Genomic DNA, 25,543 nt, shown 5'->3' with positions numbered 1-25,543 from the left:
TCAGGCAGCCTCGGGCATCGGAGTGGTCCATCTTTCTATCTGCACCAGGCAGGAGTTCGGCGCCATTGATTCGGTGTCGGGTGACTGCGAGCGGCCCGGCGTCAGCGTATTCATGCAGCCGCCGAAGTCCACGCGCTCACCGTTGATGATGCGCACCGCGTAGACGGCACTGGACTCGAAGCTCTTGACCACACCGCGCGCCACCAGCGGCGAGACATCCGCAGCGCAGATCACGATGCCGCGGTCGTTGAACACCTTGATCAGGTCATGATGGGTGATACCGCGCTCGGCGGCGTCGTGCGGATGGACCCGCAACAGCCAGTAGTGATGTCCATCGATCAGCACGCGATGGTCTTCGACATTGTTCAGGAAGCTGTTCTTGCCGTCGGCCTGGGTGTGGAAGCTGTAGCGCGTGTGCGAGGTGATCAGCGGCAGCGGGTAGCGTCGCACCAGCTCGGTACTATGGGCGCCCTCCCATGCCGGGATGTAGCGATTCAGCGGTGGGCGCAAGCTGAGGCCCTTGGGATCCACACGCGTGAGTGTTTGCGGTATGAACTCGAATTTGCCACTCTGCGTCGGTAGACCCAGTCCGAATTCACCCGAGTACTGCGAAGGCAGCGGCGCGGGTTCAGGCTCGTCCTTGTGCCGTCCTTCCGCGAACCAGCGCATCGTGACCGGCGGACGCGCGCCGTCTGCAGCCGGCGCGACCACGTAATAACCCTTCTTGAGGAAATCGCTCCAGGAAATGTGCTTCGGCAGATCCGAGGAATCGAAAACGCGCTTGCACCAGTCCAGCTCGCTGCAGCCCTCGGAGAAGATCGCCCCCAGGCCCATCCGCGTCAGGATGTCGAGGAAGATCTGGTAGTCGGACTTGGATTCACCGAGCGGCTCGATGCACTTGTGCTGCATCACGACCACGCGATGGTTGAGATGGTTGAACCCGTGTGGCAGATAGCCACCCGGATTGCACCACTCGCTGATATCGGTCCGTTCGAGCTGCGTGCAGGCGGGCAGAATGATATCCGCGAACTGCGCATCGCCCTCGTTCCAGATCGCCTGGCAAACGACGAATTCCAGGCTCTCGTGCTGGTACATCTTTTCCCAGCGAGAGGAGTTGACGATGGTGCTGAACGTCGAGGTGCCGTAGCGGTACAACATGCGGATCGGCGAATAGCCGGCCATCGGGTACGTGAATGGCGCGAACTGGGCCTCGGTGGAGGTACCGTCCCACAAATAGCCCGAGGCCGAGCCTTCCATGATGGCTTCCGGCAGACGCTGGCGCGGCACGATCTGCTTCACCGGATTCATCGACAGCACATGCGGCATGCGCGTGTAGTTGTTGACGGCCGCTGCCGTCCAGGCCAGATCGCCGGAAATGCCGCCGTCGGCATAGCCGGGGAAATAGAAGGCCAGGTCCACGGGCGCATCGGTGGTGAGATTGCCGAAGTTGATGCCCGGCTTACCCCAGCCGCGCATGGCCATCAGCATGACCATGCAGCGCGCCCACTGCGCGCCGGTGGCCGAGCGGCAGGCCCCGCCGAATCCGCCGCCGGCAGCGCCCACGGCGAGGTAGGTTTTTTTCGTGCCCCACTTGCGCGCCAGCGCGCGTACTTCGCGCGCCGGAATGCCCGTTTCCAGCTGCTGCCATTCGGGTGTCTTGGGCACGCCGTCCGACTCGCCCAGCACGTAGGCGCGCCATTCGTCGAAGCCGGTGGTGCGGTTGGCGACGTAGTCCCTGTCGTAGAGTTCTTCCGTGATCCACACGTACATGATCGCGATCGCCAGCGCCGGATCGGTGGTCGGCTTGATCGGAAACCATTTGCCGCCGAGCAGCTGCGCCGTCGGGTTGAAGTGAGGATCGATGTGCACGAACTCGATGCCCAGCTGCTTGGCCCACAGCCGCCGCTGTGTCCCCTCGTATGCGGCATAGGCACCGTTGGTGCTCTCCGGGTCGCTCGACCAGAACACCATCATCTCGGCGTTTTTCAGGCAGTCTTCGGTCGTGCCGTAGTTACCGGCGATACCGACGCGCATGCTGTTGCCGAAGTGGTGCTGCGCACCCCAGTACCAGCCCTCCCAGCTGTCCGGATTCGGATGCACGCGAGTGAAACCGATCAGGTTGCCGAAGCGCAGCAACGCGGACAGGTAGTAACCGACGTTGCCCCACTGGTGATGAGAGCCGGTCTGGATCGCGATGGAACCGGGGCCGTGAACTTGCTTCTGGCGTTTGATCTCGTCGGTGACGATGCTCAGCGCCTCGTCCCAGGAGATGCGCACGTAGCCTGATTTGCCACGATTCTGGGGATTGCGTTCGCCCTTGGGATCGAAATCCACGCGCTTCATCGGATACTGCAGCCGCTGCTCCGAATACACCGTGGACTTGAGCGCCAAGCCATGCGGCGCGACCGTGGTGCGGCGCTCGGGCGTGAACTGCCGGCCGCGCGCCTCGATCGTCCAGCTGGACGCATCGCCCGCCTCCAGCTCGATCGGCGTGACGCGCACGATGCGGCCGTCCTTGACGTAGATGAAGAGCGGGCCGGCATTGGTGTTGGTGGTGAAACGCGCACAACCGTCCGGCGTCGTCGTGCCCTGCGTCAACTGCACGGTCTGCGAGCGGTTCAGGAGCTGCATGAACGCGACCACGAGCTCGTTGCGGCCGAGCACCAGCACTTTGAAGTTCTTGGCCGCGTGCACGACCTCGGCCATGTCCGCGTTCGGCTTGAGCATGCTCAGCGCCGTGTCCACGTCGTGGAAGATCATCTGCACGTCGGCCGGGCCCGCCAGTGACGACGTCGACTCGATGCTGCCTTCACGGATGGTGTAGGTACGACCGACGCTGCCGTCCTTGAGCTTGATCTGCGCGACAAAGTCGTATTTCTTGAGCGCCGCACGAAACTCCGGATGTTTCGCCGCGGTGCGCTTGAGCATCGGCGTCAGCGCGAACAGGATGACGCGAACAATCAGCCGCTTCATGACGGTATCCCCCTGCACGAACAGCGGCCCGCGACACCGCCGGCATCCAGACGCAGGGATTTCACCTCAAGTGACGCGCCGGAGAGCAGGCTGGCCCGGCGGCGCGGCCAATTGCGCATCGCGATCGATTCCAGGCTCCCGACGCACGGGTCGAGGTGAAAGCCCGCGCCGCAACTCTGTCGTGACAACTTCATCGACTCTCCCATGGCTCATGCATGTCGTCTTTCGATCCGGCCGACGATGGTCAGCGCGACCGTATCCGATTCATATTGACATGATAGTACAAATCGATATCCAATATGGGACGATGCGCGGCGCAAGAACGTCGAAAACAGGCGCACAGGTTTTGGAGGAGACACGATGGCTTTCTCAAAGGCACGGCGCGGCGCATGGCATCGATTGCCCGGCGTCGCCGGCCCATTCCTCGCCGCTTTCGTACGCGGCGCTGGTACAGATTTGCCCCGCACGGTTGGACGAACCAGTGGAGAAAACAATGCGTACAGGTAACCGCCGGGTCGCGCTATCGGCCGCCCTTGAGTCGCCGCAGTCTCGTCGGTCAAGCGCTGTTGCGGTTGCAGCGGGAAGACCGTCGTGAAATGCACAGCGCCGCATACTGCGGACCGTCGCCGGGCGCCGCTCCCATCGCTCCCAACCGGCCGGCGCCGGGCAGCGCGCCCCTGGAGAGCCTCATGAAGACGAAGTCGCGGCTGTTCGCCCCACATCGGGCGCTGCTCGCTTTGATGCTGCTCGCCCTGCCCGCGATCAACGCCCACGCCGCCGAGTCCAGCCTGGACGGCGTGTGGAAATTGTCGCCTGCGCAGTCCGAACTTCAGCCGGTCGATGGCAAGAAGCTACCGTTCACTGACGGCGGTCGCGCGCAGTATGAAAAAAACCTCGCCGCCGCCGCCCGCAAGGACTACAGCTTCGACGCCACGACCACCCGATGCTCGTCACCGGGCCTGCCGCGGTTGATGCTGACGCCCAAGCTGATCCGGATTTATCAGCGCCCCCAGATCGTCACCATGCTGTTCGAGTGGAACCGCCTGTTTCGCCAGATCGAGATGCGTCCTGGTAAGCGCGAGAAGCTGGATACGGCGACCATGAACGGTCAAAGTTTTGGCCGCTGGGAAGGTGCGACGCTGGTGGTGGAGTCGTATGACCTTTCCGAGCGAAAGCTGCTGGACGGGCTGATACCGAATAGCGAGAAGCTGGAACTGGTCGAACGCATCCGCCTGCGCGACAGCGCCACGCTCGAAGATCGCATCACCATCAAGGATCCGGAGATTTTCAGCCGCAGCTGGGACGCGGTCCTGACCTACAAGCGTCAGTCGGATGCCCTGTTCCCATTCTTGGAAGACGTGTGCCTGGACAACAGAGCCGGTGTACCGCCACCGCTTGGTCCGTCATCACCGTGATAGGAAACCGCGCCATGACGCTTCGCTTCAGCACCATCAGATCATTCGTGTTCGTGATTTGCCTGGCTCATGCCGGGCTCTCGAACGCACAGCCACCGCCGGGCGCGGCTCCGCCACCGGGCGCTGCGCCTCCGCAGGGTGCAGCGCCACGCCAGGGAGTGACGCCCGATGACCTTGCGGGAATCGACCCCACCCTGCTTCCCGACTACCTGCCACCGCTGCCGCCGGATGCGCCCAAGCCCCCGGCCGATCCGAAAAATCTCGAGGGCGCCTGGTTCCACGACCAGCCTTTGGTTTTCCGCAACGCCACCGACATGTACGGCAACAAGCTGCCGTTCACGAAAAAGGGCCGGCGCATACTGGATGACCGCGTCAAAGCCACTTACCAGGACGGAACGCCGTATTCCAATGCCTCGGCCGCCTGCCTTCCGCCGGGACAGCACTGGCAGTACGACCTCAACTTCCCATTCCAGATCTATCAGACGAAGAACGACATCGCGATCGTGTTCCAGGAATACCACGGCATCTGGACGATTCGCCTGAATCAGCCGCACCGCAAGTCGAATGCCTACATGGGCGACTCTGTCGGGCATTGGGACGGCAATACCTTGGTCGTCGATACGATCGGCTACAAGTGGCCCACCTGGATCGACGTCGACGGCACGCCTGCTTCGAAGAATGCGCACTGGACCTTCCGCATCCGCAAAATCGAGTACGGCGTTCCCAAGCTGGAGATCGTTTCCACGCTCGACGACCCCGAGATCTACACCGCGCCGGTATCGTTCGTGCGCACCTTCGCATGGCGCCCCGACAAGAACATCTTCAACGAATACAACTGCGAATACCAAATCGGCGCGCCGGGTGGCGTATCGAGCTACGGCCTGGTTCCCGAGCCCAAGGAGAATCTGCGATGAGGGGCTGGAACGCAGTGATAAGAAGAACGGCATTCGGCGTTGTTTTCGTGACGGGTGCCGTGATGGCAGCGGCCGGCGTTTCGCTGGATCGCGGCAAGAGCACGCTCAGCGTCGAATTCTCGCAATTCAACGTGCCGGTCGATGCGCCGTTCACGAAATTCACCGGAACGATCAGCTACGACGACGCGGCGCCAGGCAATTCCACGGCGCACATCGAGATCGACATGACCAGCTTCGACATCGGCGACGAAAGCTACAACGCCGAGGTGCGCAAGAAGGAGTGGTTCGACAGCGCGCAGTTCCCGAAGGCCAGCTTCGATGCGCTCAGCCTGAAGTCGCTGGGAGACGGCAAGCTTGAAGCCACCGGCAAGCTCAGCCTGAAAGGCAAGTCGCAGGTTCTCAAGGTTCCGGTGACATTGAAGACCGAAGGCAAGACGCGCGTATTTGCCGGCGCGGTGCCGATCTCCCGTGCCTACTTCGGAATCGGCGATCCGCTATGGAAGGACACGGTCGCCGATCAGGTCCAGGTGAAATTTCGCATCGTGGTGCCGCAGGCAAGCTAACGGAACAGCTTGCTGCTGGTCTCGGGCGGCATGAACGGCGGCAGCGGCTTGCGCATGATCTCGTTGATTTTCTTTTCGGTCGCGCCGAGGCCGCGCAAAATCACGCGCACCGCATCGTCCGTAGAAACCGCCTGCCCGGGGCTGGCGGCGATGCGTTGTATCGTCTGGTATGACGTACCGACCAGCAGATCATGCGCTGCCTCGAAATGCGGCACGTTGAAGTCGCCCGACCGCACGCCTCCCTGGATATCACGTCGCACCTGGCGCTCGGCAAACGGTCCGATATGCGGGATCTTGGCCATGAAGGCTGACCACTTGGGATCGGAAGCGGCCCAACGCAAATACAGCCGCATCGCGGTGGCCAGCCGATACGCGTCGTCCTTGATGCCCTTGACGTGCGGGTCTATCGCTTGGGTGATGTCGTCCGCCATCCAGTCGATGGTCGCGTCCAGCAATGCCGGGGTTGTGTCGAAGTGGTTGTAGAACGTGCCGCGCGATACGCCGGCGGCGCGAATGAAGTCGTCGATCACCGCACCGTCGGCACCGGCCTTGGCGAAAACGATCGCCGCGGCCTCGATGATTTTCAAGCGGGTCTTCTCGCGGCGGATGCGGCCGACTCGTGTCCGGTGGTTGGTTTCCTCCACTTCGGTAGGAGCAGTGGTTTTTTCGGCCAGACTTTTTTTCTTGACGATTTTTCTGGCCATCATGAGTTGAGCCGTTGGTTGAAGACGCGACTGTAAATTTTTGTTTAGTTTGACATCTGTGTCAAGCATGACCTTCTCCGTGAAGCTGTACCGATTATTCATACTGACATTTCTGTACAAGTTGGGATACAATGACCGGCGGCCCGCTATGTGGCTCGGAGAAAAGATGATCAAAGTTCAGGACGTTGCCTACGTTCGTTTCGGCGCTCCGGATCTGGATGTCATGGAGCGCTTTCTGACGGATTTCGGCTTGAGCACAGCACTGCGTACGGCCGACCGGCTCTACATGCGCGGCTTCGGGCCGCAGCCGTTCGTGCACGTTACCGAGCGGATCGAAGAGCCGAAGGTTTTGGGCTTCGGCCTGCTCGCGCAGAGCCTGTCCGACCTCGAACAGCTGGCTACCGCTCACGACACCGCTGTTCAGGACAATGTCGAACCTGGTGGCGGATATCACGTTCGGCTGGTGGACCCGCAGGGCTTGCAGGTCGACGTCATCTGGGGCCATGCGCCTGCCCCGCCACCGGCGTCTTCCCTGCGCGCGCCGCTGCAGCTCAACAACTCCGGCGAGTTGCGCCGCTTGGGCGGCACGCAGCGTCCGGGCGACGGTTCGTCGCATGTGATGCGGCTCGGGCACGTGGTGCTGAAGGTTCCGAGCCTCGAACCTTCACTGCAGTTCTATTCGGAGAACTTCGGCTTGCGTGTCGCCGACGGATATTTCGCCGGCACTCCGGAAAATCGTATCGCTGCCTTTCTGCGCTGCGACCTGGGATCCGAGTACACCGACCATCACACCGTCGCCCTGATTGCCGGAGGGACGGGATTCGAGCATTGCGCGTTTGAAGTGCTGGATTGGGACGATCTGATGGCGGGACACCACTACCTGCACGCCCGCGGCCACAAGCACTCCTGGGGCATCGGTCGCCATATCCAGGGCAGCCAGGTGTTCGACTACTGGCGCGATCCCTTCGGCAACAAGATCGAGCACTGGACCGACGGTGATCTGATCAACGAACAGTACGCCGGTGGCTATGCGCCGATCGGACCGAACGCCCTGGCTCAATGGGCTCCTGAAATGGGCCCGGACTTCATGTTGTAAGCCTGCACCGGTGTCGATTCGTTTTCCGAGCAGAGCATGGATGAGCTCGCAGCGCTTGCTGAAGGCGGACGACCGGATGGGCATCCAGGTCGGTGGACCTGGCCACCCGAAGCAGGCGGTGATTCAAAAAGCGTAGGTCCGGTAACGAAGCTTGGACATCGATGCTCAAGCTCATTCCCGGGTCAAGCGTATAGCGGTGAGCATCCGGGCGGCGAGCGCAAATCGATCGCCCATTTCCATCTGAGGAGAACACGATGAGCTTTGAATTCAAACCCGGCGTTCGTTACCGCATGCCCGCCGTCTTCGGTCCTGCACCCGGACCGCGGCAGAAGCCCGACGGTACGCCCTGGCTGCCGGCCGAGACCGGCACGATGAACTGTCAGTGGACGACGGTTTACTACCGTACCGACCGCGCCAAGATGGAAAAACTGCTGCCGCCGGGTTTCGAGATCCGCGGCGAACCGATCGTCGCGGTGTCCTTGTCTCACTTCAAGAATCTCTACTGGTTGGCCGGCCGTGGCTATGGAATCCTGTTCGTCGACTTTCCGGTGGTCTATACCGGCAAGTCTGAAACCATCAGCGGGCATTTCTGCCCGGTGCTGTGGGAAGGCAGGCCGGACGCGATCATGACGGGCCGTGAAGAACTCGGTTTCCCGAAGCTGTTCGCAGACATGCCCGACCTGAAAGTCGACGAAGCGACCGGGGCGGTGTCTGCCGAGGCATCGTGGTTCGACTTCAAGTTCTTCGATATTTCGCTGAACGGCCTCAGCGAAGTACAGGGGGACAAGACGCTACCCGGCAATGGCGGTCCGGCGATGTTCTACAAGTACATGCCGCGGACGGGCGTCGGCGCGGGTGCCGATGTCGCCTACGTCACGAGTTCGCAGCCCCTGCCGGGCATGCCGCTCGACGCGGCGCCGATCAAGTTCGGCGATGCCAACTTCAGGAAATGGAAAGCCGAAAGCGGTTCGGTCAACTGGCACCGTGCGAAGTTCGAGCAGCTGCCGACCACGTTTCATGTGGTCAACGGAATGGCAGACCTCAACATCATCGAGTATGTGGGCGCGGAGATGATCGAGTTTTCGGCGCCCGGCATCGCGGTGTCCGCCACGACGATGCGTCCCGTCGATCCGGCTTGACCAACAGACCCGGCGGGCCGCTCCGCGTAGTGGCGCCATCGTAATTGGCCCCTGCCGCTCGCACTTGCATCAGGCTTGGGCGCAGATGCGGTACGACTGGCAGGCAGGCTCGCGACGTTGTTCCCGCAGTGAACCGCTCCGCGTTCGGACACGTCCATTCCTTCTGGAGAGGAGAATCCTGTGCAGCTGAAGGAAACCGAGGTATTGATCGTCGGCCTGGGACCCGTGGGCGACGTATTGGCGGCACTGCTCGGCCAGGCGGGCATTCGGGTCATCGCCATCGAGCGCGAGCCTGCTGTTTATCCGCAGCCGCGCGCGGTGGTCTTCGACGCCGAGATCATGCGCACCTTCCAACAACTCGGCATTGCAGAGAAAGTGTTGCCACACACACAGGATGGCAGCACGTATGAATTTGTAAATGCGCAAGGGCGGACACTGCTGCGTTTCGAAAGCCGCGACAGCACGGCCGGCTGGGACTCCTACCTGTTCTATCAGCCGGCGATTGAAGCCGTACTGCGCGAACGCATCGCGGAGCTCGGCAGCGTCGAGACGCGACTGGGTCACGCGTTCGAGCACATCGTCAGCAATGACGAAACGGGTATCGTCGCGCTGTGTCGCGATGCATACGGCAATCCCTACCAGGTCCAGGCTCGGTTCATGGTGGGCTGCGACGGCGGATCGAGCAGGATACGCAAGGCGCTGGGCGTGAGCTTGTTCGACTACGGCTTCGAGGAGCGCTGGCTGGCGATCGACACCAAGGTATCGGACGAGTCGGGGCTTAGTCCCCATACCCGCCAGATCTGCGACCCGCAAAGGCCCGTCACCGAGGTTCCTTTGGGTGCCGGCCGGCGCCGCTGGGAGTTCATGTTGCGGCCCGGCGAAGAGCGCGAGGCGATGTTGGCCGACGTCCAGATCAGCGAACTGCTGCGTCCCTTCATCGCGCCGGAAAAAGTCGAAGTCGTCCGTCGGGCGGTCTATCGCTTTCACGGTCTGGTCGCGCGGCGCTGGCGTGTCGGGTCGACGCTGCTGGCGGGTGACGCCGCGCACCAGATGCCTCCGTTCCTCGGGCAGGGCATGTGTGCGGGCATTCGCGATGCGGCGAATCTGGCGTGGAAGCTCGCCGCCGTGCTGCGGGGCCAGGCAGGCCTGGCGACGCTCGATTCCTACCAGCTCGAGCGAGAGCCGCACGTTCGGCACGTCATCGAATTGGCCATCAGCCTCGGCCGCACGATCTGTACGCTCGATCCTGAAGTGGCGGCGCGGCGCGATGCCGAGATGCTGGCCGTGCAAAGCGCCGGCGCGGCCCGCGAAGGGATCAGGCTGCCAGGCCTCAGCGGCGGAATTTTCAGCAAGACGCTGGCGGCGGGGCAGCTGTTCCCGCAGCCGCAGGCCAGCTTGGCGGATGGGACGGCAGGGCGCCTCGACACGCTGCTCGGCGATGGCTTCTGGCTGCTGACAAATCAGGCTTATGCGGGCGCCCCGGTACCCGGCCTGCGCATCGTGCATTGGGGAACGGATGCGCGTGACGAAGGCACCGTCGACGCCTGGCTGAGCAAACATCAAGTCACATCGGTCATCGTTCGCCCGGATCGCCACGTCTTTGGCGCGGGTGATTCCGGAGAGCTGGTTCGGGCGCTGAAGCTGGCACTGGAGAGCTCGACCGTCTCACCCTCAGAATCGGCAGAGGAGGCCCAGGCATGAAGCTCTACTACGCTCCGGGCGGCTGCTCCGTCGGCATACACGTCCTGCTCGAGGAGATCGGGATTCCGCACGAGCTTCAGGCCTTGTCGATGCAGGCCGGTGACACACGCAAACCGGCGTTTCTGGCGATCAATCCCAAGGGCAAGGTTCCGACGTTGCTGAGGGATGATGGCTCGGTGCTGACCGAGTACGGCGCCATCGCCCATTGGCTGGCGCGCTGCCATCCGGATGCGCAGCTGCTGCCGGTCGATGCGCAGTCCGAAGCCCGCATGCACGAAGTCCTCGACTTCTGCGTCGGCGGCATTCACAAGGAAGGCTTTACCCGCATCTTCCGTCCTGCCTATTACTCGCCGCGGGCCGAAGACCACGACACGGTGCGCAAGCAAGGTCGCGAATTCATCGAGCAGGGCTTCTCGCTGCTGGGCAGCGCGCTCAGCCAGAGCGAGCGCTGGGTGATTTCGTCCTATTCAATTGCGGATAGCGCCTTGTTCTATCTCGAACTGTGGTCACTGCATGTCGGGATCGCCCTGCCCGATCGCCTTCAGACTCACCTCGACAACATGCTCGCACGCCCGGCCGTGCAGCGCGCCCTGCGCGCAGAAGGCCAGGAAATCCCGCCATTGCGCCGTCCGACCTGATACGACACGGCGGCGCTTCGGCCGTCGGCACCTTGAATCCGGATCGCCGGATACGATCGGACACGAGTGTTGCTTGCGCTCGGCCGGCCTCGCGTAGGTGTCTCTGCCCGCGCCTACTGCATGAATTGTTCGTTACCGACGAGACCGATCTTGGTCACGCCGTGACGTTGGGCCGAGGCGAGGACCGCGGCGACGTACTTGTACTCGACCAGCTTGTTCGGGCGGATATGGAATTCGCTCTGGTTCTCGCCGGCTTCGCCTTCGCGGCGGAAGTTCGCGTCCAGCGTGCCGCGGTCCATCGGTGTGCCGTTCCACAGCACCGTGCCGTCGAAGTCGATCTCCAGGTCCACCGCCGGCGGCGGCGGCGCGTCGCTCGCCGGCGGGTTGGCGCTGGGCATATCCAGCTTCACCGCATGCGTCTGGATCGGGATCGTGATGATCAGCATCACCAGCAGCACCAGCATCACGTCGATCAGCGGCGTGGTGTTGACGTCGACCACGACTTCCGGATCTCCGGAGCCGCTGCCGCTTCCTAGGTTCATTCCCATCGTTGCCGCTCCATTTGTTGGCTTCAACCTGTCATTCCCGCGAAGGCGGGAATCCAGTGGGCAGAGAGCCGCGCCTTACCGTCTCTGGATTCCCGCCTTCGCGGGAATGACGGGGGTTCGTGTTGGCTTCAGCCTCGCGGCGGCGGTTCGGTGATGAAGCCGATCTTGGCGATGCCCGCTCGCTGGCAGGTGACCATCACCGTGCCGATCGCCTGGTAGCGCGCGGTCTGGTCGCCGCGGATGTGCACTTCCGGCTGCGGCACTTTCACCGCCTCGACCTTGAGCTTTTCAAGGAGGGTGTTCACGTCCGGGATCGCCTGCGTGTTCCAGTACATGTTCGCTTCCTTGTCCACCACGATCGTGATGTTCTCGGGCTTGGTTTGAAGCGCCTGGTTGCGCTCGTTCGGCAGCTTCACCGGGATCGTCTGCGTCACCACCGGGATCGTGATCAGGAAGATGATCAGCAGCACCAGCATCACGTCCACCAGCGGCGTGGTGTTGATCGCGGAGACGACTTCGTCTTCGTCTCCCGATCCTTCACTGCCGATGTTCATGCCCATCGGATCAGGCCTTGTCGCCGACGCGTGAGCCCGACAGCAGCACGCTGTGCAGGTCGGCCGAGAACGCGCGGACCGCTTCCATGCCGGCCTTGTTGCGACGTACCAGCCAGTTGTAGCCCATGACCGCCGGGACGGCGACCGCCAGACCGATGGCGGTCATGATCAGCGCTTCGCCCACAGGACCGGCGACCTTGTCGATCGAGGCCTGGCCGCTGATGCCGATCGCGGTCAAGGCGTGGTAGATGCCCCAGACCGTGCCGAACAGGCCGACGAAGGGCGCGGTGGAACCGACCGTGGCGAGCACCGCGAGGCCACCCTGCAGGCGCGACTGGATTTCATCCACGGCGCGGTTGATGCTCATCGTCACCCAGCTGCTCAGGTCGATCTGCTCGACGAGCGTGCCTTCGTGGTGGTTCTGTGCCGACACTCCGCGATCGGCGATGTACCAGAACGGGCTGCCGGCGGCCAGAGAGTTGACGCCATCGGGCACCGAGCGGGCTTTCCAGAACGTCGCGTTGGCGGCTTTCGCCTGGCCCATCAGCTTGGTCTGGTCGATGAACTTGACGATCATGATGTACCAGGTCGCACCCGACATGATCAGCATCGAGATCAGCACGAAGCGCGCGACGAAGTCGCCCTGCTTCCACAGCGCGCCGATGCCGTAGGGGTTTTCGACACTCTCGGTTTTCGCTTCGGCCAGCGGCGCTTCGGCCGGGGCGGCGACTTCCGTTGTCGGCGCGGCAGGCGCCGGGTCCTGTGCGAACACCGTGCTCGACAACACCACCAGGGCGGCTCCGGCCAGCGACTGCTTCAGCGTTTTGACGAACGACATATCCATCCTCCAGATGTACTTCATTAGACCGATCAGTCCTGCTTGCGGAACGTGTATTTGAGCTGCGCCCAGGCCGGCGCTGGCGCACCGTCGACGATGCCGGGCTCGAACTTGCAACGCGACAACGCCTGCTGCGCCGCCTTGTCCAGGCGATCGAATCCGCTGGATTTTTCGACCTTGCTGTCGGTGACCTTGCCGTCGACGCCGACCAGCAACTGCAAGGTCACCGAGCCGGTTTCGCCGAGACGTTCCGACACCGCCGGATAATCCGGCTCCTTGCAGGCCTTGGCCTTGACCACCGGCGCCTTGCTGACGCTGGGCGCGCGCGGCGCGGCGACCGGTGCCGATGGCGGCGGCGCCACCGTGGTCGTGGTGATGGTGTTGACCGGCGGCGGCGCGCTGGCGATGTTGATTTCCGGCGGCGGCACGAACGGCGGCGGCGGAATGTCGAGCTGCGGCGGCGGTGGCGGTGGCGGCGGCAGTTCCTCCTGCTTCACTTCGTCGAGGATCTTGGTTTCGATCGGCGCCGGCAGCAGCTCGATCGCCTTGCGCGCCAGACCATTCACCAGCCCCCAGACCAGCAGCACGTGAAACACCAAGACACCAAGCAAACCAACTACACGACGGCCTGAATTCTGCTGCTCTCCGAACTCCACGAAACCTCCGAATCAGATGGAAACGCCGGAACGCCAAACACGCGAATCGCGCGTGAACTCCGGTCCGACACGACAGCTCCGTTGACACTGATCGCCTGAGGCAAGCAAAAACCATTTGCGATTTCCGCCGTTCACCACAGACCGCTCAACTGCAACCGGCATGTGACCGCGGGACCCGACGCGTGGCGAACCCCTATTGAGCAGAAGACGGCGTAGCACCCGGCGGCGGTCCAAGCTGCGCTTCGTCCCAATGCTCGTCGGCCTTGCCGTCCTGAATGCGCCACATGTCGAAATGGGTCGTGGTGTAGGTCTTGCCGGGATTTCTCGGATCGGGCAGCGGCTGCACGGTGGCGACGACGACGTAGTCGCCTTCAGCCACGACGGAAACCACATGCGCCGAAAGTTTCTCGGACGCCGGCTTGGGTTTCACCATGCTCAACATCTTCCTGAGCCCATCATGCCCGGAGGGAATGTTCGGGTTGTGCTGGATGTAGCGTGCGCTCAGATACTGGTCCAGCGCTTTGACATTGCTGCCTTCGAGAATGTCTTTGTAGATGTGATAAACGATCTGCTTGTTGGCATCCAATTTGGGATCGTGGCTATGAAACAGCGCGTCCGGATCATTGGCGCCTACGACGCGTTCCTGCGCCAATACTCCGCTGACCGACAGCAAGCCTGCCGCCGCCAATGAGAAACAATAGTGAGCCTTCATGCTCTCCTCATGAGTCCGACATTTGCCAGGCGCAGCATCAGTGGGTGACAGGCGGCGTCGCGGGAGCACCCGGACCGGCGGGCATCACCGGTGAGACTTCTTCCCAGTGCTCGGACAGCTTGCCGTCACGTACGCGGAACATGTTGAAAGTGAAAATCGTGCGGTCTGGCGATCCCGGGGGCGCGTCGCGGCTGGTCAGCAGCATCACCTTGTCCCCTTCCGCCATGACGGCAACGGTCGCCGGCGGCTTCGCATTTGGATTGCGTGGCATGTCCGGCATCTGCTGAAACAGCTTCAGGAAGCCATCGCGGCCCGATCCGAACGCTGCCATCCTGCCGCTGTGCTGCAGGTAGTCCGGTTGCAGAAACCGATCCGCGATCGCGCCGATATCCTGCTTCAGCGTGCCTGCGGCCTCGGCCTTGTTGAGCGCGGCGTAAAACTCCACGACCAGTTTCTTATTGGCCTTCTCGGTCGTCGTCGCCGCGATCGCATCGGTCATGCAAGCGGGAGCCAACACCGACATCATCAGAATCGCGCCGAGCAGACGGAGCGAACCGGTCATGTTCATCAATTTCATTGCTGGTTCTCATCGAGGCGAGACACGACGCCGCTCACTTCGGCGGCGCGGGCGGGCTGGCGCCGGGCGGCACCCCACCGCCCGGCGGCGGGCCGCCACCCGGCGGCGGGCCAAAGGTCGCGCCGTGCAGCGCGCGGCCGTCATCGAGCTTCAATTCAACCAGTTCGCCGCCGGCCACACCGTTGCGGTTCGGATGCCATGAAATATCGACCTTGCTTCCGGCTTTGAAGTCATCCGATTTGAAGCCCTGGCGCACGATGGCGTTCGGCGCCGTGGTGATCACCGTCACCTCGGCCGTCTGCCCTTTCTCGTCCGAATAGACCACCGTCACCGTCGAGTGCGGTGCATTCCAGTCGAATTCCTTCATCGTCCCGCTGACCTTCTTGGTCGTACTCAGGTCATACGCTGCGAAGGAGTGATGTGCCCAGGACGGAACTGCATACACGCAAAGCAGCGTCGCCGACAACAGGGCTGAATGAATACTGATACGCATATACTTTTCTCCGAACATAAAATTTCGTCTCAAGCCAAAAACCCCGAGCGTAGAGTCAATCTTCAAGGATATCGGCCGCGGGTCGCTTCAGCGTACTTGCGCCTGCACCACGCCCGCGAAACGGTATCGGCGTCATGCGCCACAGCACCTCGTCACGGTCGAAGCAGTGATGCTTGAACGCCGCCGCCACATGCGCGAGCAGCAGTACCAGCAGCGCATAGTTCAACCAGGCGTGAACCCAGCGCAGCAACTGCGCCAGCTCTTTGCTCCTGTCCACGAGATCGGGCAATCGCAAGGCCTTGATGCCGAGATAGACGACGGGGAACCCGGACGCCGAGCTGAACATCCAGCCCGACAGCGGTATTGCGAATATCAGCAGGTACAGCGCCCAGTGCGCCCATGATGCGGCGAGCTTCTGCCACAACGGCATGCCAGCGGGCGCCGGCGGCGGCGCGTGGCTTATTCGCCACAACAGCCGCAGACACGCCAGACACAGCGTCGTTATCCCGAGCCACTTGTGATAGCTGTACCACTGCAATTTCTTCGGGCTGACCGGCAACTCGACCATGCTCAGGCCCAGGATCAGCCCGCAGACGATCAGGACCGCCATCAGCCAGTGCAGGATCATCGCCGGACGGGTGTAACGCAGCATGCCTCGCGCGGTCGCCGACGACGACGCGGGCTCAAGCGTCGGCGATGCGGTGTGCGGCAGATTGCTAGGCATCGTTGGTCACTCGGTAGAGTCGACGCCCGAAACCTTCGGCGCCACCATTGAGGTTCGGCCTAAACAAAGCCGATCCAGCGGCCGGTGGCGACGACCCCGATCCACAGCGCCAGAGACAGGCCGCCGCTGAGCCGGACCGACAACGGCGGCCGCTGGCCCTGGTCGAGGCTGGCGACGTCGCGTCCGAAGATGCGGTGGAACACCACGATGTTGATCATCGCCAGCAGCAGCAGCGCCATCTTCGCCTGGAACGGCCACTTGCCGACGTAGTCGCTCGCGTGCGAGGCAAACAGCAGCCCGCCAGTGATGAGCGCGCCGACGAAGGCGCCGCGCGTGAACGGCAGCACCTCGTCCAGCAGTTCACTCACCGAGCGCGTGCGTGAGGCGATGCCGAGCAGGCGCAGATCGACGATCGCAATCGTGCCGACCATGACCGCGATCATCAGCACATGCAGGCATTCGATCGCCGGGAACAGGATCGTGCTCTCGCGCACCGCGGTGCCCAGGCCGGAGTTTTCCAACGCGGTGAAAAGCGTCTGAAGGGACATGTCAGCCCTCCATGCTGTAGGCGATCCAGCGGCCGGCGAAGACGATGCCGACCCACAGGAACAGCGACACCACGGCGAGCAGCCGCCCGCCGAGGCGAAGCGCGGCGTTGCGTTCCCAGAACAGCGGATCGCGGCGCAGCCCCTGCTGGAACACCGCCGTCACCAGCAGCACGGCAATCAGCAGGACCATCTTGAGCTGGAAGGTCGAGTTCGGCAGCGAACGGCCCGGCTCGGCGACAATCAGGATCGCACCCGAGATCAGCAGCACGACCACCGTGCACCACACCCACGGCAGGAAACGATGCGCCACCGCCGCCGTCGGCTGGCCCGACATCGCCAGACCCAGCACCCGCAGGTCCATCATCAGGATCGCGGAAATCACCACGGCAATCGCCAGGATATGCAGCGTCTGCACCGTGGGAATCACCCACGTAATGGTCTGAAACGTCAGACTCGCCGGCGTCGTCGCCAACCAGCCGGAAATGCTCTCAAGTGACATGGTGATCTCTACAGAAAACTCGGATTCGACATCTGCAGGCAGGGACGCCGCCGGCTGCAGTCCGCGCGCGCCACATCGTCAGCAAGGCTCATCTCGCTCTCCACACATCTTGTCTTTATAGATCCAGATCGAAATCGTCTCTGGCCCGGCCTCTGCTCACCACCAAATTCGACTTTGATTTTTTAGGTAAGTCTCACTATGGTTTGATACTTCACACGACATCAAACACGCGTTTTCAGGCGACGCCGACCGACCCTCGACAACGCAGCGTTCTCCGTCCATGGTTTGAAAGACTCACCATGGACGGAGAACTCAAACGGAACTACTTCAGTTCATCTCGAATTACGCTCTCTGGTGCTTACGGTCCTTCGCTTTACACATCAGCCTGATCGCTTTTAGTACCGCGCCGACAGCACGATGCCAAAGGTGCGCGGGTCATACTGTGTACCGGTGGCAACCGGATCAGGATTGAAATCATTCGGCAGGCTTTGCAGCTGCACGTACGTCTTGTAGCGGTTGTCGGTGACGTTGCGCACATAGCCCGTGACGCTGTACTTGCCCTCGCTTGAGAGCCAGGTGCTGCTCAGGTTGCCCGTCCACTCACCGCCAACACTGGTGAACTTGAGGCCAGCGTCGCCGAGACCAGCGCTGACGTTGTCGAGCATATGGGACGACCGGTAATGTGCGTCGGCGCGGAAGTCGAGCGCCGAGCCACCCGGTAACGGGAAAGTGTGGGTGTACGCCGTATTGAACGTGTGTGGTACCGCGCCCGGCAGGTCGTGCTTTTCAGCAACGTTGTCCGTATACAACGGTTCTGCGTCGTGGACATAGGCATCCGCGTAGCTGTAATTCAAGCTGAGCAGGTCTCGCGGCGTGAGCTGGTACAACATCTCCAGCTCGGCACCCAGAACCTTGACCGGAACCGTCACCAAGATCTGCGTACCGGGATTCGTCGGATCCGGCCTGATGGAAGTCCGGAATCCGCCGTAGTCGTAAAAGAACGCAGAGCCATTGAGCTGCAGCCGGTTCTCAAGAAAGCGGTTCTTGCTACCGAACTCGTATGCGGTGAGCGACTCGGTTCCGTACTCGCTCGCGACCGGTTGGTTCGCCGAAGTAGCAGTGACCTGCACGTCGCCCGGAAGGAAGCCTGTCGACACCATCGTGTACAGCAGATTGGAGTCGGTCAGGTCGTGCTCAAGTCGCAGCTTGTACGTCGTGTTGTAGAAACGGCGCGTTCCATCTTCGCCGGTCAGTGACAGCGTGGAATTGTTCTCCTGACCATTGGCGTCGGTACCGGCGGCGGGCGAATTGGGAGGCCCAGCCGGACAGTCCTCGGTGCCACTGGCGATTGGCGTATTGCAGGCATAATTCAGGTTATTCGTGTAGTCCTGGACGGTCTGTACGTTGGTGTAGTCGTACCGCAGGCCGCCCGTGAGCCGCCATCTATCGAGAAACGAATACGTCACCTCGCCGAAGACGCCGGTATTGCTCGTTTCCTTCTCAGTCTCTGTGTGATTCAGCAGACCACCTGACGAATCCCAGCGGATGTCGTTGGTGCTGCGTAGACGGTTGTCGTAGTAAAAGCCGCCGAACAACCACTTGATCGCACCATCGTCGTTCGAGGCGAGATGCAACTCGTGGGTCTGGAATTGATCGAACGGTGTCTTCACGCTCTGATTCAAACCACCGCCACCCGGACCGTCCTGATAGACCTGCGCGTTTTGGTCCCAGCGACGCAGCGACGGGAGATACGTGAGCGTCGCCGGCCCCAGGTTCCAGTTGATGTCCAGCCAGTACTGGTCGAAGGTGTTCTGGCCGCCGCGCACCGGAACAGCAACGTAATCGAAGGTGTTGGCGTCAGTGAGCTTGCCTGACTCACCGCCCGTGTGCGTATGGTTTTTCTGGTACGCAGCACCGAACAGAACGGAGAGATCTTCGCTCGGCTTGAACAACATCTTCAGACGCGCGGAATTCCTTTCGTACGAGCCGCCAACGTCCGAATCGTAACCATCGCGCAAATACTCATCTGCCGCGATGCGCACCGCGAACGTATCACTGACCGGCACGTTGACAGCGCCGGTATAGTGCTGCAGCGCGTAGCTGCCGAACTCCGCCGTGCCATCCATCGAGTAGCGGTCGAAAGTCGGGTTCTTGTTGTACGTGGAAACAACGCCCGAAGTCGCACTGCGCCCATAGAGCGTGCCTTGTGGCCCGCGCAGGACTTCGACCCGGTCCAGATCGTAGCCGCCACCGATGCCTTCATAGACACCGTCGGTGTATATGGCGGTTGTCGGAGGCGGTGGCGAAGTGTTGCTACCACCGGGATTGTTGGCTTGAATCCCGCGGATGACAACGTTGTTTCCAGCAGTATCAGATCCGGCGACAAACGTTCCCTGGTTTTCATTGACGACGACCGCGGGGATGTCTTCCAGGATTTGCCTGACCGTCGTCTTGCCCTGCTCCAGCAAATCCTCACCGCTGCGCACGCTGACGGCGGTAGCCGTCTTCTGCACATCGCTCGACCGGCGCTCGGCCGTAACAATGATCTCCTCGAGCCCGCCCTCGCTTTGCTGCGCCGACGGTGTCGGCGCCTTTTCAGGGAGACCATCGTTTTGCTGCGTCGCCGGTACCGGTGACGCCGGCACTTCTTCGGCTTGGGCATAGCTGAAGCCGGTCACGGCCAGCGCTGAACTGATTCCCAAACCGCCTGCCAACAGCCTTAGTGACGACACAAGATGCTTACGTTCCGACATATCGCTCTCCTCCATTTTTATATTTCCAGAGCGAGATCACCTCTGGCGTCGTGCTTTTCGCACCATCACATTTGACATCATTCTGTACGGAACTGTCAATGTGACTTTTATGTTCTATACGACATCCATAATTTTTCCAGTCGCGACCGCAATGCGTCGACATCGTCACCCGCGGGAACCGGCTCGCGAGCGATCAGGATAAAGCTGGAGTTGGCTTAGAAAGAGAGTCCTGGCAGCAGGCACCGAGTGGTGCCCACCCCGCCGCTAGATCGGATAGTGCCGAGGGCCAGACTGCACCGTGATCCACCGCAGCTCAGTGAATTCGGCGATTGAAGCCCTGCCACCGAATCGGCCGTAACCGCTGGACTTGACGCCACCGAACGGCATCTGCGCCTCGTCATGCACGGTAGGCCCGTTGACGTGGCAGATGCCGGATTCGATGCGCTTAGCTACCGCCAACCCACGGGCAATATCTCGCGTGAAAACAGCAGCCGAGAGGCCATATTCGCTGTCATTGGCCATGCGTACCGCGGCATCTTCATCTTCGACGCGGACGATGCTGACAACGTTGCTGAAGGCCTCTTCCTGATAGAGGCGCATGCTGGGATCGACCCTGTCGACGACCGTGGCCTGCATCAACGCTTGCTCAACCCCGCCACCGGCGACGACCCGCGCACCCTTGGCGACCGCATCCCTAATCAGTTCAAGGCTGCGAGCGCCTGATTCGACGCTGATCAGCGAGCCCAGAACCGATGAGGAATCAGCCGGATCCCCGACCTTCAGCGTCGCAGCCTTGGCAGCCAGCTTGGCGACGAAGCTGTCCGCCACTTTGCTGTCGACGATGACGCGACCCGCCGCCATGCAGATCTGTCCCTGGTTCATGAACGCGCTGAACGCAGCGGCCTCGACCGCGGCATCGATATCGGCATCGTCGAGCACGATCAGCGGGTTTTTTCCGCCAAGCTCCAGAACGGCGGGCTTGAGGTAACGCGCCGACAGCTCGCCGACGATGCGGCCGACGTGCGTGGAGCCGGTGAAGTTGACACGGCGCACCGCCGGATTGGCGATCAGGCGTTCGACCAGCTTCGCGGCATCGGCCGGTGCGTTGAGGACGACGTTGACGACACCATCACCGAGACCCGCCGCTTGTAGCACCGTGCCGATCAGGCGATGCACGCCCGGCGTCTGCTCGGAGCCCTTGAGCACGACCGTGTTGCCGCAGGCCAGCGGCATCGCGATGGCGCGCGTGCCGAGAATGACCGGCGCATTCCACGGCGCGATGCCGAGCACGACGCCGGCAGGCTGACGAATGCCCATCGCGAAACTGCCCGGCACGTTCGATGGAATCACCTCGCCGCCGATCTGCGTGGTCAGACTTGCGGCCTCGCGCAGGATATTGGCGGCCAGCGCAACGTTGAAGCCGTACCAGCCCGCCACCGCGCCCGTTTCGGATATCCCGATTTCGATGAACTCGGGAGTCCGCGCTTCGAGCAGGTCCGCCGCTTTCAGAAGGCGGGCGCGGCGTTCGGACGGCGTGGTCGCCGACCAGGCCGGAAACGCGGCCTTGGCCGCCGCCACCGCCGCGTCCGCATCTTCCAGCGTCGCTGCAGCGACACGAGAAACGACTTCCCCGCTTATCGGGTTATGCCGCTCGAAAGTGCCGCCATTCGCAGCCGCCACGTCACGACCGCCAATCAACAAGCCGATGTTACGCATGATTCGTTCTCCTCCAGATTCCAAGTGGACTATCTCATACTGACACTTAAGTCCAAGTTTATACGAATGCGCAAGATGTTCATCGGTTTCACCGGGGATTGCAGTGCAGCAAATGCGGCTAGTGCGGACTCGTCATGGCACCGGCGACCACGGTCGTCGCCTGCACCCCCGGTGAAGCGTCGCTGCGGATATCACTGGCCAGCAACAGGTGGCCGTTGAGATTGGTGCGGTCGATCGCCTCCACTGCGTAGAGCGCCTCGAAACTGCCGCCGGCGGCCGCCTGTTTCGACAGTTCGTCGACACCGTCGCGGTGCGACAGTGCCTCGGCGACATGCATGACGGCGACGTCCCGCGTACCCGAAATGACGACGAGCCGATTTCCGGATGGCCCCAGGAAAGTCGAAAAGTAGCCGTAGTCGCGATACGTGTTGCGACCTCCGGATTCGTAGGTAATGCCCGCTTCACTCATGTAGTGCTGCTGCGTTTTCTTGTCGACCAGCTCATCGAACGAATGGCCGATCTGGAAACGCGAGTACTTGAATGCCAGCTCCCCGGGAAGGCCCATGCCACTCAAAAGGCCGATATAGATGACGTGGGCCGATTTCAAGATCTCCGGCGTCAGCTCGGAGGCGAGGATCATCTGCACCTTGCCCTTCTTGTGGCCGAGCAGCGGCAGCACGCTGTCCAGGGCATAGGCGATGGAGATCGGCAGGTACTGCAAGCCGAGGTCCATGTAGCGGTCTGCGAGCCGCGGATTGTTCTTCAGATGCTGTTCGAGGTCGGCCCGGGAGTTGATGTTGAACTCGCGGACCAGGCGGCCCACCTCCATGCCATCGGCATCCAGCTCGCCAAAGATGTAGTAGTCGCCGACCGCCACGTACACCGGCTTGTCATCTTCCAGCAGCCCACGCCAGAGCGCGCTGTGCTGCACGCGCGTGAGCTCGCGATCGCCGGCCGGGAACAACGAATATCCATACAGCAATAGCGCGATGTTGACGACCAGCAAGGCAGCGATAGCGCCGATCGCCCACGGCAGCCAGTAACGCCTCGGCGGCACTGTCGCCACGGCTGGATGCGTCGGTGGCGGCACCGTCGGCGGCGGCGCAGGGAGCATCGCCGGCAACACGCCATCATCATCCGTCTGGCTGGCTGGCATATCGGCAAGCTGCGGCGCCTGCGCCAGCGAACGCGACTCCATGACCAGGCGGTAATCGCCTTTCGGGATCGTCAGCTTCTGCGACTCCTGATGTCCCAGGCTCGCGTAGTAATCGTCCAGCTTGCGACGCAGTTTGTGGATGTAGACGCGCACCACCGCATCCTGCCCGGTCTCGAAGTCTGCCTTTTTTCCGAACACTTCGACCGCCAGTTCGATTTCCTTCGGGACGCGACCGGCGCTGGCGCATTCGACGAAGTAGTCGAAAAGCTTGGGCAATTGGCCCGTCTGCCCCAGCATCGCGCTAGCGCGAATGCGTTCGGCATGGGTAAATAGCAGTTCAGAATCCAGCATGGCGAGGTCACTCTCTCCGATGCTGCATGGTAGTTACGCGGCACGTCAGGCTAGCGATCACCAAGGTTAAGAACGCTCAGACAAAGCGTAAAGAATCGTAAAATTCGACGATGTCGGCGCGCGGTGGCATTGCAGTGGGGCCGGGCCGACAAGCAAGGAATGCGTGCGCGGCACTCCTGAGCTTGCGGGCCGAAAATGCCTTGCGAACGCTCGGCTTGGGAAGTACCTCGCCACCGACGGTGTCGGCTAACGCTCCTGGAACCAGCTCGGTCGGGGGCGGCAGTCCCGACCGATGTCCCCCTTTGCTCAGACGCGCTCGCGCACGACGGTATGTTCGAGATGCCCCAGCTTCTCGACCTCGACGCGCACGACGTCGCCTTCCTTCAGGAAGGTCTGCGGATTCATCAGCACGCCGACACCGGCCACCGTGCCGGTGGCAATGATGTCGCCCGGCTCCAGCGTAAAGGCGCCCGAGAGGTATTCGATCTGACGGCCGATGCTGTGCACCATCGTGCTCATGCTGCCGTCCTGGCGAACTTCGCCGTTGACCCAGGTTCGCATCCACAGCGACTCGACGGGGCCGGTCTCGTCCGGCGTCGTGATCCACGGGCCGATCGGACCATGCGTGTCGAAGCTCTTGCCCATCGTCGTTGTCGGCGAGGCCAGCTGCCAGTCGCGAACGCTGACGTCGTTGCAGACGCAGTAGCCGGCGATCACCTCAAGCGCGTTTTCAGCGGATACATGCCGGCAACGCTTGCCGATCACGACCGCCAGCTCCACCTCGTAGTCCAATTCCTTGGACACGCTCGGCAGATCGATGCTGCCATAAGGCGCGTTGATCGACGTCACCTGCTTGTTGAAGAACACCGGCACTTTCGGCAGCTGCATGTCCGGCTTCACCTTCAGCACTTCCTCGACATGGTCGTGGAAGTTGAAGCCTACTGCCAGAAACTTGCGCGGCCTCAGCACCGGAGCCTCCAGCTTGACTTCGTTGAGCGAAAGTGAGGGACCTTCGACGACACGCGCGGCCGCCGCCATGGCCTCTTTACCGGCAACCAGAAAGTCCACCATGTCGGTGGGCAGATCGGGCGCCGCCGCCGATAGATCGATGATGCGATCGTCGATGATCTTGCCAATACGGGTTTTGCCGGCATGGGTAAACGTTGCGAGTTTCATCAGTCAATGAGCCTGTCTGTAGAAAATGGGGAGGTGGGGCTTAGTTCGGAAATAGATTAGGCGGCAGCGGCGGTGACCACTGCGACGCGTCATCCGGATTCAGCTGAGAGTGAGCCGCGTGATAGTCGTCGTTGATCGAATCACCATCGGTCCAGTGCTCGATCTTGTTGCCAAACGGATCACGCCAGTAGTCGAAGATCTGGCTGCCTTCGAGGTGGCGGCCAATGCCCCAGGAATGCTCGTAGCCTTTCTGCGTCAGGTGCGTGTTGCCGACACACAGATCATCCCAGTCGACAACCTCGAACGCGCTGTGCTCGATGCCGCGGCTGTTCGGAACCTCGTGAATTCCCAGGGTGTGGTGATCGGTAAATGTCTGGCCCAGGCCACAGCGCATGAACGCCATCAGCGTCTGAGCCGGATCATTCGCGTAGTAGCTGGCGGCAGCGCGCATGCCGAAGACGGAACTGTAGAACGCCTGCGATGCACCAAAGTCGCGGACCTTCAACACCACATGACCCAGGCGCATCACGTGCGACGGACCGCTCTGGAAGCGTTGCTTGGTATTCAGGCGGCGCCGCATGCCGGTACTGTTGAGCGCTTCGGCTGGTTTCGCCGGCAGCGCCGCATGCGGCGTGGCACCCCATACGAAATCGACACGGAATCCATCCGGATCAACCAGTGTGACGCGCTGGCCACCGGCCGGTTCGTCGCTGTCATGCACGTCGACGCCCCTTAGCGCCGCGAGCCGCTGGAGGTCGTCCACACTCGCCGCCTTGAGGCCAAAGCCCAGCGCGGCCGCCTCGCCCAGCTCCGTCACATGCACAAAGGGCTCGGGGCCGATGCCACGCATGTACAGGGCCCGCTCGGTGCGCAGCACTCGCGTAAGCCCGAAATCACGCAGGAAGACTTCCATGCGCTCCAGATCCGGGGCGGCATACCGGACATACGCGATGTCCTGAGCAACAACTCCCATCATCTCTCCTCGGGTCCAGGCGGCTGGACCGCCCTCGTTTTAGGCGGCCATTAGTTCACATATTGAACTATACTGTCAATATGAAAAGCGGATAAGCAAGGCTACCGATTGAGCAGGCCTGGCGCG

24 protein-coding genes are annotated in these 25,543 nt (G+C 62.1%); 7 read left to right on the top strand and 17 right to left on the bottom strand.

The window, feature by feature from the left end; translation table 11 throughout:
• A complete protein-coding gene (locus ACQZF9_RS08820) occupies window positions 1-2,973 on the bottom strand; it encodes a molybdopterin-dependent oxidoreductase (RefSeq protein ID WP_428312865.1) in 2,973 nt (990 codons plus the stop codon).
• 689 nt (window positions 2,974-3,662) lie between these two features.
• On the opposite strand from ACQZF9_RS08820, the gene ACQZF9_RS08815 reads away from it, so the two are divergent.
• The 3 genes from ACQZF9_RS08815 to ACQZF9_RS08805 are packed head-to-tail and all read left to right on the top strand — an operon-like array spanning window position 3,663 to window position 5,865.
• The gene (locus ACQZF9_RS08815) at window positions 3,663-4,388 is read left to right on the top strand and encodes a hypothetical protein (RefSeq protein WP_428312864.1); all 726 of its coding nucleotides are present in this window, start codon (window positions 3,663-3,665) and stop codon (window positions 4,386-4,388) included.
• 14 nt (window positions 4,389-4,402) lie between these two features.
• Window positions 4,403-5,302, top strand: coding sequence for a hypothetical protein (locus ACQZF9_RS08810; RefSeq protein WP_428312863.1), 900 nt, complete (start codon window positions 4,403-4,405; stop codon window positions 5,300-5,302).
• Window positions 5,299-5,865, top strand: a complete 567-nt coding sequence (locus ACQZF9_RS08805) for a YceI family protein (protein WP_428312862.1) — start codon at window positions 5,299-5,301, stop codon at window positions 5,863-5,865. The genes ACQZF9_RS08810 and ACQZF9_RS08805 overlap by 4 nt, the downstream gene beginning before the upstream one ends.
• On the opposite strand, the gene ACQZF9_RS08800 is transcribed toward ACQZF9_RS08805, so the two are convergent.
• Window positions 5,862-6,638 (bottom strand): TetR/AcrR family transcriptional regulator, encoded by a 777-nt coding sequence (locus ACQZF9_RS08800; RefSeq protein WP_428312861.1) that lies wholly within the window; start codon window positions 6,636-6,638, stop codon window positions 5,862-5,864. The genes ACQZF9_RS08805 and ACQZF9_RS08800 overlap by 4 nt on opposite strands.
• 97 nt (window positions 6,639-6,735) lie before the next feature.
• On the opposite strand from ACQZF9_RS08800, the gene ACQZF9_RS08795 reads away from it, so the two are divergent.
• The 4 genes from ACQZF9_RS08795 (at window position 6,736) to ACQZF9_RS08780 (ending at window position 11,143) form a co-directional block, all read left to right on the top strand.
• Entirely contained in the window at window positions 6,736-7,665 is a 930-nt protein-coding gene (locus ACQZF9_RS08795) for a VOC family protein (protein WP_428312860.1), read from the top strand.
• 254 nt (window positions 7,666-7,919) lie between these two features.
• Window positions 7,920-8,804 (top strand): acetoacetate decarboxylase family protein, encoded by an 885-nt coding sequence (locus tag ACQZF9_RS08790; protein WP_428312859.1) that lies wholly within the window; start codon window positions 7,920-7,922, stop codon window positions 8,802-8,804.
• A 180-nt stretch (window positions 8,805-8,984) separates the two neighbouring features.
• Window positions 8,985-10,505 carry a bifunctional 3-(3-hydroxy-phenyl)propionate/3-hydroxycinnamic acid hydroxylase gene (locus ACQZF9_RS08785; RefSeq protein WP_428312858.1) on the top strand — a complete coding sequence of 507 codons (1,521 nt, stop codon included), beginning with the start codon at window positions 8,985-8,987 and terminating at the stop codon, window positions 10,503-10,505.
• Window positions 10,502-11,143, top strand: coding sequence for a glutathione S-transferase family protein (locus tag ACQZF9_RS08780; protein ID WP_428312857.1), 642 nt, complete (start codon window positions 10,502-10,504; stop codon window positions 11,141-11,143). The genes ACQZF9_RS08785 and ACQZF9_RS08780 overlap by 4 nt, the downstream gene beginning before the upstream one ends.
• A 113-nt stretch (window positions 11,144-11,256) precedes the next feature.
• Here the strand turns inward: ACQZF9_RS08780 and ACQZF9_RS08775 are convergent, their stop codons facing one another.
• The 15 genes from ACQZF9_RS08775 to ACQZF9_RS08705 all read right to left on the bottom strand — a co-directional run bounded on the left by ACQZF9_RS08775 (window position 11,257) and on the right by ACQZF9_RS08705 (window position 25,417).
• A complete protein-coding gene (locus ACQZF9_RS08775; RefSeq protein WP_428310398.1) occupies window positions 11,257-11,691 on the bottom strand; it encodes an ExbD/TolR family protein in 435 nt (144 codons plus the stop codon).
• Between the two features lie 128 nt (window positions 11,692-11,819).
• Window positions 11,820-12,251, bottom strand: coding sequence for an ExbD/TolR family protein (locus tag ACQZF9_RS08770; protein ID WP_428312856.1), 432 nt, complete (start codon window positions 12,249-12,251; stop codon window positions 11,820-11,822).
• A gap of 4 nt (window positions 12,252-12,255) precedes the next feature.
• On the bottom strand, window positions 12,256-13,083 hold the full coding sequence (locus ACQZF9_RS08765; protein ID WP_428312855.1) for a MotA/TolQ/ExbB proton channel family protein: 828 nt from the start codon (window positions 13,081-13,083) through the stop codon (window positions 12,256-12,258).
• Window positions 13,084-13,115: 32 nt separating this feature from the next.
• Window positions 13,116-13,679, bottom strand: a complete 564-nt coding sequence (locus tag ACQZF9_RS08760) for an energy transducer TonB (RefSeq protein ID WP_428312854.1) — start codon at window positions 13,677-13,679, stop codon at window positions 13,116-13,118.
• A gap of 253 nt (window positions 13,680-13,932) precedes the next feature.
• Window positions 13,933-14,451, bottom strand: coding sequence for a nuclear transport factor 2 family protein (locus tag ACQZF9_RS08755; RefSeq protein WP_428312853.1), 519 nt, complete (start codon window positions 14,449-14,451; stop codon window positions 13,933-13,935).
• Window positions 14,452-14,488: 37 nt separating this feature from the next.
• The gene (locus ACQZF9_RS08750) at window positions 14,489-15,028 is read right to left on the bottom strand and encodes a nuclear transport factor 2 family protein (protein WP_428312852.1); all 540 of its coding nucleotides are present in this window, start codon (window positions 15,026-15,028) and stop codon (window positions 14,489-14,491) included.
• A gap of 34 nt (window positions 15,029-15,062) precedes the next feature.
• Window positions 15,063-15,521 (bottom strand): DUF6152 family protein, encoded by a 459-nt coding sequence (locus ACQZF9_RS08745; RefSeq protein WP_428312851.1) that lies wholly within the window; start codon window positions 15,519-15,521, stop codon window positions 15,063-15,065.
• A 55-nt stretch (window positions 15,522-15,576) separates the two neighbouring features.
• The gene (locus ACQZF9_RS08740; protein WP_428312850.1) at window positions 15,577-16,245 is read right to left on the bottom strand and encodes a cytochrome b; all 669 of its coding nucleotides are present in this window, start codon (window positions 16,243-16,245) and stop codon (window positions 15,577-15,579) included.
• A gap of 59 nt (window positions 16,246-16,304) precedes the next feature.
• Window positions 16,305-16,793: a DUF6644 family protein gene (locus ACQZF9_RS08735; RefSeq protein WP_428312849.1), complete on the bottom strand. Its 489-nt coding sequence runs from the start codon at window positions 16,791-16,793 to the stop codon at window positions 16,305-16,307.
• A 1-nt stretch (window position 16,794) separates the two neighbouring features.
• Window positions 16,795-17,292: a DUF6644 family protein gene (locus ACQZF9_RS08730; protein ID WP_428312818.1), complete on the bottom strand. Its 498-nt coding sequence runs from the start codon at window positions 17,290-17,292 to the stop codon at window positions 16,795-16,797.
• Window positions 17,293-17,687: 395 nt separating this feature from the next.
• Window positions 17,688-20,045, bottom strand: coding sequence for a TonB-dependent receptor (locus ACQZF9_RS08725; RefSeq protein ID WP_428312848.1), 2,358 nt, complete (start codon window positions 20,043-20,045; stop codon window positions 17,688-17,690).
• Between the two features lie 264 nt (window positions 20,046-20,309).
• Window positions 20,310-21,761 carry an aldehyde dehydrogenase gene (locus tag ACQZF9_RS08720; protein WP_428312847.1) on the bottom strand — a complete coding sequence of 484 codons (1,452 nt, stop codon included), beginning with the start codon at window positions 21,759-21,761 and terminating at the stop codon, window positions 20,310-20,312.
• A gap of 118 nt (window positions 21,762-21,879) precedes the next feature.
• A complete protein-coding gene (locus tag ACQZF9_RS08715) occupies window positions 21,880-23,268 on the bottom strand; it encodes a hypothetical protein (protein ID WP_428312846.1) in 1,389 nt (462 codons plus the stop codon).
• 306 nt (window positions 23,269-23,574) lie between these two features.
• Window positions 23,575-24,444: a fumarylacetoacetate hydrolase family protein gene (locus ACQZF9_RS08710; protein WP_428312845.1), complete on the bottom strand. Its 870-nt coding sequence runs from the start codon at window positions 24,442-24,444 to the stop codon at window positions 23,575-23,577.
• Window positions 24,445-24,484: 40 nt separating this feature from the next.
• Entirely contained in the window at window positions 24,485-25,417 is a 933-nt protein-coding gene (locus ACQZF9_RS08705; protein WP_428312844.1) for a VOC family protein, read from the bottom strand.
• Between the last annotated feature and the right edge of the window lie 126 nt (window positions 25,418-25,543).

Origin of the sequence: Hydrocarboniphaga sp. (genome assembly GCF_965279055.1) — a bacterium.
In the GTDB taxonomy this organism is placed as follows: domain Bacteria; phylum Pseudomonadota; class Gammaproteobacteria; order Nevskiales; family Nevskiaceae; genus Hydrocarboniphaga.
This window is presented reverse-complemented; position numbering and strand designations above follow the sequence as displayed.

Coding starts and splice junctions, on each gene's coding strand:
- ACQZF9_RS08795 (WP_428312860.1), top strand. CDS start 6,736: ATGATCAAAGTTCAGGACGTTGCCTACGTTCGTTTCGGCGCTCCGGAT.
- ACQZF9_RS08715 (WP_428312846.1), bottom strand. CDS start 23,268: ATGCTGGATTCTGAACTGCTATTTACCCATGCCGAACGCATTCGCGCT.
- ACQZF9_RS08720 (WP_428312847.1), bottom strand. CDS start 21,761: ATGCGTAACATCGGCTTGTTGATTGGCGGTCGTGACGTGGCGGCTGCG.
- ACQZF9_RS08800 (WP_428312861.1), bottom strand. CDS start 6,638: ATGCTTGACACAGATGTCAAACTAAACAAAAATTTACAGTCGCGTCTT.
- ACQZF9_RS08755 (WP_428312853.1), bottom strand. CDS start 14,451: ATGAAGGCTCACTATTGTTTCTCATTGGCGGCGGCAGGCTTGCTGTCG.
- ACQZF9_RS08805 (WP_428312862.1), top strand. CDS start 5,299: ATGAGGGGCTGGAACGCAGTGATAAGAAGAACGGCATTCGGCGTTGTT.
- ACQZF9_RS08740 (WP_428312850.1), bottom strand. CDS start 16,245: ATGCCTAGCAATCTGCCGCACACCGCATCGCCGACGCTTGAGCCCGCG.
- ACQZF9_RS08790 (WP_428312859.1), top strand. CDS start 7,920: ATGAGCTTTGAATTCAAACCCGGCGTTCGTTACCGCATGCCCGCCGTC.
- ACQZF9_RS08730 (WP_428312818.1), bottom strand. CDS start 17,292: ATGTCACTTGAGAGCATTTCCGGCTGGTTGGCGACGACGCCGGCGAGT.
- ACQZF9_RS08780 (WP_428312857.1), top strand. CDS start 10,502: ATGAAGCTCTACTACGCTCCGGGCGGCTGCTCCGTCGGCATACACGTC.
- ACQZF9_RS08725 (WP_428312848.1), bottom strand. CDS start 20,045: ATGTCGGAACGTAAGCATCTTGTGTCGTCACTAAGGCTGTTGGCAGGC.
- ACQZF9_RS08815 (WP_428312864.1), top strand. CDS start 3,663: ATGAAGACGAAGTCGCGGCTGTTCGCCCCACATCGGGCGCTGCTCGCT.
- ACQZF9_RS08765 (WP_428312855.1), bottom strand. CDS start 13,083: ATGTCGTTCGTCAAAACGCTGAAGCAGTCGCTGGCCGGAGCCGCCCTG.
- ACQZF9_RS08770 (WP_428312856.1), bottom strand. CDS start 12,251: ATGGGCATGAACATCGGCAGTGAAGGATCGGGAGACGAAGACGAAGTC.
- ACQZF9_RS08750 (WP_428312852.1), bottom strand. CDS start 15,028: ATGAAATTGATGAACATGACCGGTTCGCTCCGTCTGCTCGGCGCGATT.
- ACQZF9_RS08775 (WP_428310398.1), bottom strand. CDS start 11,691: ATGGGAATGAACCTAGGAAGCGGCAGCGGCTCCGGAGATCCGGAAGTC.
- ACQZF9_RS08820 (WP_428312865.1), bottom strand. CDS start 2,973: ATGAAGCGGCTGATTGTTCGCGTCATCCTGTTCGCGCTGACGCCGATG.
- ACQZF9_RS08810 (WP_428312863.1), top strand. CDS start 4,403: ATGACGCTTCGCTTCAGCACCATCAGATCATTCGTGTTCGTGATTTGC.
- ACQZF9_RS08705 (WP_428312844.1), bottom strand. CDS start 25,417: ATGGGAGTTGTTGCTCAGGACATCGCGTATGTCCGGTATGCCGCCCCG.
- ACQZF9_RS08710 (WP_428312845.1), bottom strand. CDS start 24,444: ATGAAACTCGCAACGTTTACCCATGCCGGCAAAACCCGTATTGGCAAG.
- ACQZF9_RS08745 (WP_428312851.1), bottom strand. CDS start 15,521: ATGCGTATCAGTATTCATTCAGCCCTGTTGTCGGCGACGCTGCTTTGC.
- ACQZF9_RS08735 (WP_428312849.1), bottom strand. CDS start 16,793: ATGTCCCTTCAGACGCTTTTCACCGCGTTGGAAAACTCCGGCCTGGGC.